General features: G+C 52.1%; 2 protein-coding genes. Both read right to left on the reverse strand.

All coding sequences use genetic code 11. The features are described from left to right. Positions 1 to 3,400, reverse strand: a 3,400-nt coding sequence (locus tag ACO0LH_RS28315; protein WP_422944494.1) for a tetratricopeptide repeat protein, incomplete at its 3' end; no start/stop codon positions are given. A gap of 300 nt (positions 3,401 to 3,700) precedes the next feature. Continuing rightward, the coding region (locus ACO0LH_RS28320; RefSeq protein ID WP_422944495.1) for a cellulose synthase subunit BcsC-related outer membrane protein at positions 3,701 to 4,005 on the reverse strand (305 nt) is incomplete at its 5' end.

The raw sequence follows: 4,005 nt of genomic DNA on the forward strand, positions 1-4,005 counted from the left end.
TGATGGCGTCGATTTCTTTGAGCAGGCCTGCTTCTTCTGCGCTGACATTGGTCACGGGCTTGGTTGCCCGGGCTTTGCTGCCCGTTCCGCTATTTCCGGTGGCTGCTGCATATTGTTGCGGTACCGGCGCCGGCGCGGGGGACGCATAGCTGTTACTGTAGCTGGCCTTTGGCGCAACGTACGACGGCGACGGGCTAGCTGCCGATGCAGGTGCCTCTCCGCTGTAAACATTGCTGTTACCAACTGGGCTCTGGGTCAAAGGACTGCGCGTTACAACTGCTGGCGGTATCTGATAAATAGTTGCTGCACCAACAGTCGTACCGCCCGGAGTGCCGCTGCTTCCGCCCTGTAATATAGCAGGTGCGCCATTGCTGACGGCCATTGATGCAGGCGCAGGTGCAGAAATCGGTGCAGGCGCAGTCACGCTTGCCGGCAATTGTGGAACGCTGGGTTGCGGCCTTGCCTGCACCGCTGTACCAGCACTATTTACCTGATAGTTCTGGGTAATCGACGCGGGTAATTGAGGTATTGAATACTGCCCTTGCGCTGATCTGGCATTTTGTGCCGGTTGCTGCAAAGGTATGCCTACCGGCGCAAAAATAGCACTCTTGGAATTAGGTACCGATGCCTGTTGCTGCACTGGTGCATTTCTCAACGCGACCCCGTTTGACCCGCCAGCGGATGCCTGGTTACGATCACTGAAAGGGTTGACACGGAAATCATTAATGTTGGGAGCTTGCCCTTGCGCGACCAACCGTATGCCATTCGGTCCCATGAGAGCGCTTGGCCTTTGGGATTGCTCCATCGCGAGCGCCTGCTTGAAGTAACTGAGGGCGCGGCTATTATTGCCTTGCGCCCTGGCAACATTGCCTGCCAATGCGATATAGCGCGGATTGTCTGGCTGCAAGCGCATCAGCAGATCAAGATGACGTTCAGCATTTTCAAAATCTTTGGCCTCAATGGCGGCATACACCAGGCCTTGCAAAACTTCCGGATTTTCGGGTTCAGTTTCTAAAACTTTGCCATACAATTCCCTGGCCGATTCTTTATCGCCAGAAGTGTTATACAAACGCGCCAAGGCCAGCAATAACATGCTGTCGTCAGGATTGGCGATTAACAGTGGCTGGATGTAATTGTAAGCAGTAGCGTAGTCACCGGCTTCCCTTGCCCGCTCTGCATAACGGATGGACAAGATTCTTTGCAGTTGCTGGAAAGCGGTAATTTCGGCTTCTTCCAGCTTGGGCATGGCGGCAACTCTCAGCATCGCGGCTTCCAGTTCACCTTCCTGGTTTGGCTGCATCAAGGTGCCCGCATATTGCAATAACAACCCTGCTGAAGGTTTGGGCGTATTTTGTACAGCCTGACGTATCATGGCGTAACCACGCTCCGTATCACCAAGCTGTATATACAGGTTGGCCATGGCACTGGTAAATTCGGGATCATTGGCGGTCACCGATTCAACCGTCGTCAAAATATTTTTTGCAGCGACGAGATTACCCCGCTTACGCAGCAGCTCAATGCGGTCAAGTTGCACGCGTATCCACAAACGCCTTTGCATCTCGGCCATTTCTTTTTTTCTTGATGCCGGTGGTATCCGCTCCAGGGTAATCATGGCATCCCACCATTGTTGCTGCATTTCACTCAGCAAGGCGCTGACATATAGTGCTTCCGGGTCGGGATTCTCGACATTGGTCATCGCTTCGATCAGCGCACGTGCCTGGCCTGGCATATCGCGTTTCAGATAAATTTTTGACAGTGCCATGCGCAACCAGGCATTGTCCGGTTTGATAAGGATGGCATCTTCCAATGTCGATTGCGCTGTATTGAGATCACCAGCAGCTTCGGCAGCCTTGGCTTTATTCCATAACTCTTCTGATTTCAGGTTGGCCACAATGGCCAGATGACGTGGCAACATGATGCTGCTCAGCGCCTCCAGATCTGCAAGCCGTTTTTGCAACACCAGTACCCCGATCACGCCATCAAGCGCGCGCAGGTTTGTTTTATCTGCATTGAGCACATGACGATAATTTTCTTCAGCACCTTTCAAGTCATTTTCTGCCTGCAAGGCATCTGCCAGCTGTAAAATGCCTGCTGGTTCAGTGCCATTGAGGGCGATGGCCTTGCGTAAAAAAGCAATGCCTTTGACACTGTCACCATCTTCAAAAGCGGTTCTGGCCTCTGCCACGATGGCCCAATAGCTGGCATCCTCAAAAGCTTTTTTCCATTGGTCCTTGGATTGCGCAGGTGAATACTCCACTGCCTTTTCCAGAAAGCCACGTGCCTCGATGAATTCTTCTTCACGCATCTTGACCAGGCCCATGCCACCGTAGCCAGCGGAATCTTTAGGATGCGATTTGATCAAAGCCTGAAATCCTGCTTCCGCAGTTTTTACATCATTATCGTCCAGCGACTTGAAGGCAGCGGTACGCGCTTTATCAAGGTTACCGGCAGATACCTTGGCACTGCTTTCCGCCTTGGCTGTATTGTCTTTTTTCGGTGCTGCTTCTGCTTTTTGTTTCACTTCTGCCGGGGGTTTTACAGCAACATTCTGCTTTGCCGTCGCGATGACTTTGACAGGCCCAGGTTTTTCTTCCAGGGCAGACGGAGCAGCCGGACGGTTCAAGCTGGCCAGGCGCTCACTGATGACCTGGTCATCAGGGAATTTATCGAGATAGCGCCGGAAATGTTTAGCATTTTCATTCTTCAAACCCATCCAGCTTAATGCCTGCCGCCAGGAATCAGCCGCCTGCTTGCCTACATCGGCTTTGCTGCTGAGATTTTCGAGCGCAGCAATCCCTTCCAGGCGACTGGGTTCACGATAGGTCAGCACCTGCGCATAGGCCAGCGCATAACGTGTATTCGAAGGATTGTCCTTGCTCAGTTTTTCCAGGCCACGCTTGGCATCGGGATAACCATTCTTGGTACCTGCCAGCGTTTGAAGATATTCAAATGCTGCCTCACCTTTTAATCTGGATGGATCACCTATCTGCTTATAGGCTTCGATTGCGCTTTCAGAATCCCCCTGCCTGGCCAGTTTGCGTGCTTCGTCAAGCTGGCCGGAACCGCCAGCAGTCCCTCGCCTCAAGGCATCTTCGACGCTACGGATTTGGGCGCTGCTGGCTTGAGAGCCCTTGAGTTTGGAAAAATAGGATTTTGCCTGTTCCGGGTTGCCCGTCTTGGCTTCGTGCAAGACGAGTGCCATTAAGGCATCAACATTGGATGGCTCCACTTGCAAAAGCTTGCGCCAGGCATCGGCAGCATTATCTTCTTTGCCACGTTGAGCCCAGAATTGCGCCTGTTCTTTCAATTGCTGCGTCAATGGGGAACTCGCGAGAGCTGTCCCGCTTTCCAGATATACCGTCAAAAGCGCCAATACCAACGCTTTTTTCTTCAAAATCATTCAAGTCCCCTATTGACCACTTTTCTTGGCTCAGCAACGTTCTATACACCATCAGGCTATTTACAGCATTTTGAAGTATGCGCGCTTAAATAGGAAGCCCGAGCAAGCTTTCGATGACAAAACCATTGTTAATTTATAAAAACTTCACTTACTGTCAGCAATTTTAGTGGTTTTCTTTGCTGCCATCAGCCAGGCCTGACGCAAAAGCGCGAAGTCTTTCCAGTGCATTCAATAAAAAAGCACGTGGAAAGAATGGGATCGATTTAATTAACTCGTTGAATTATCAGAACTGGCTGACAATTAATTTCCGAGGTAATAAGGTTTAGGAGCCAGGGGCGGGAAAGCCACGGGGCCTTTGCGGGTTTCGAAACTATAGCGCAGATACACCGCCGCTGCCGCATCGTTGAAGTCCCCTGAGTTATCCGCACTCAACCGTCCACCCAGGAACAGGTGGGGGGTCAGCTGGTATTCTGCCGCACCCGTCAGCTTGAATGCAAATGCGGTACGGGTCTGCCCCGGGTAGCTGGTCGGGATGTTGATGGTGGGGTTGGCCGCCGCAAACTGTTCAAGTTCAGCCTGGTCTGCCGGTGAGTTCGGGTAGTACG

Origin of the sequence: Undibacterium sp. TJN19, assembly GCF_049339485.1 — a bacterium.
In the GTDB taxonomy this organism is placed as follows: Bacteria; Pseudomonadota; Gammaproteobacteria; order Burkholderiales; family Burkholderiaceae_D; genus Undibacterium.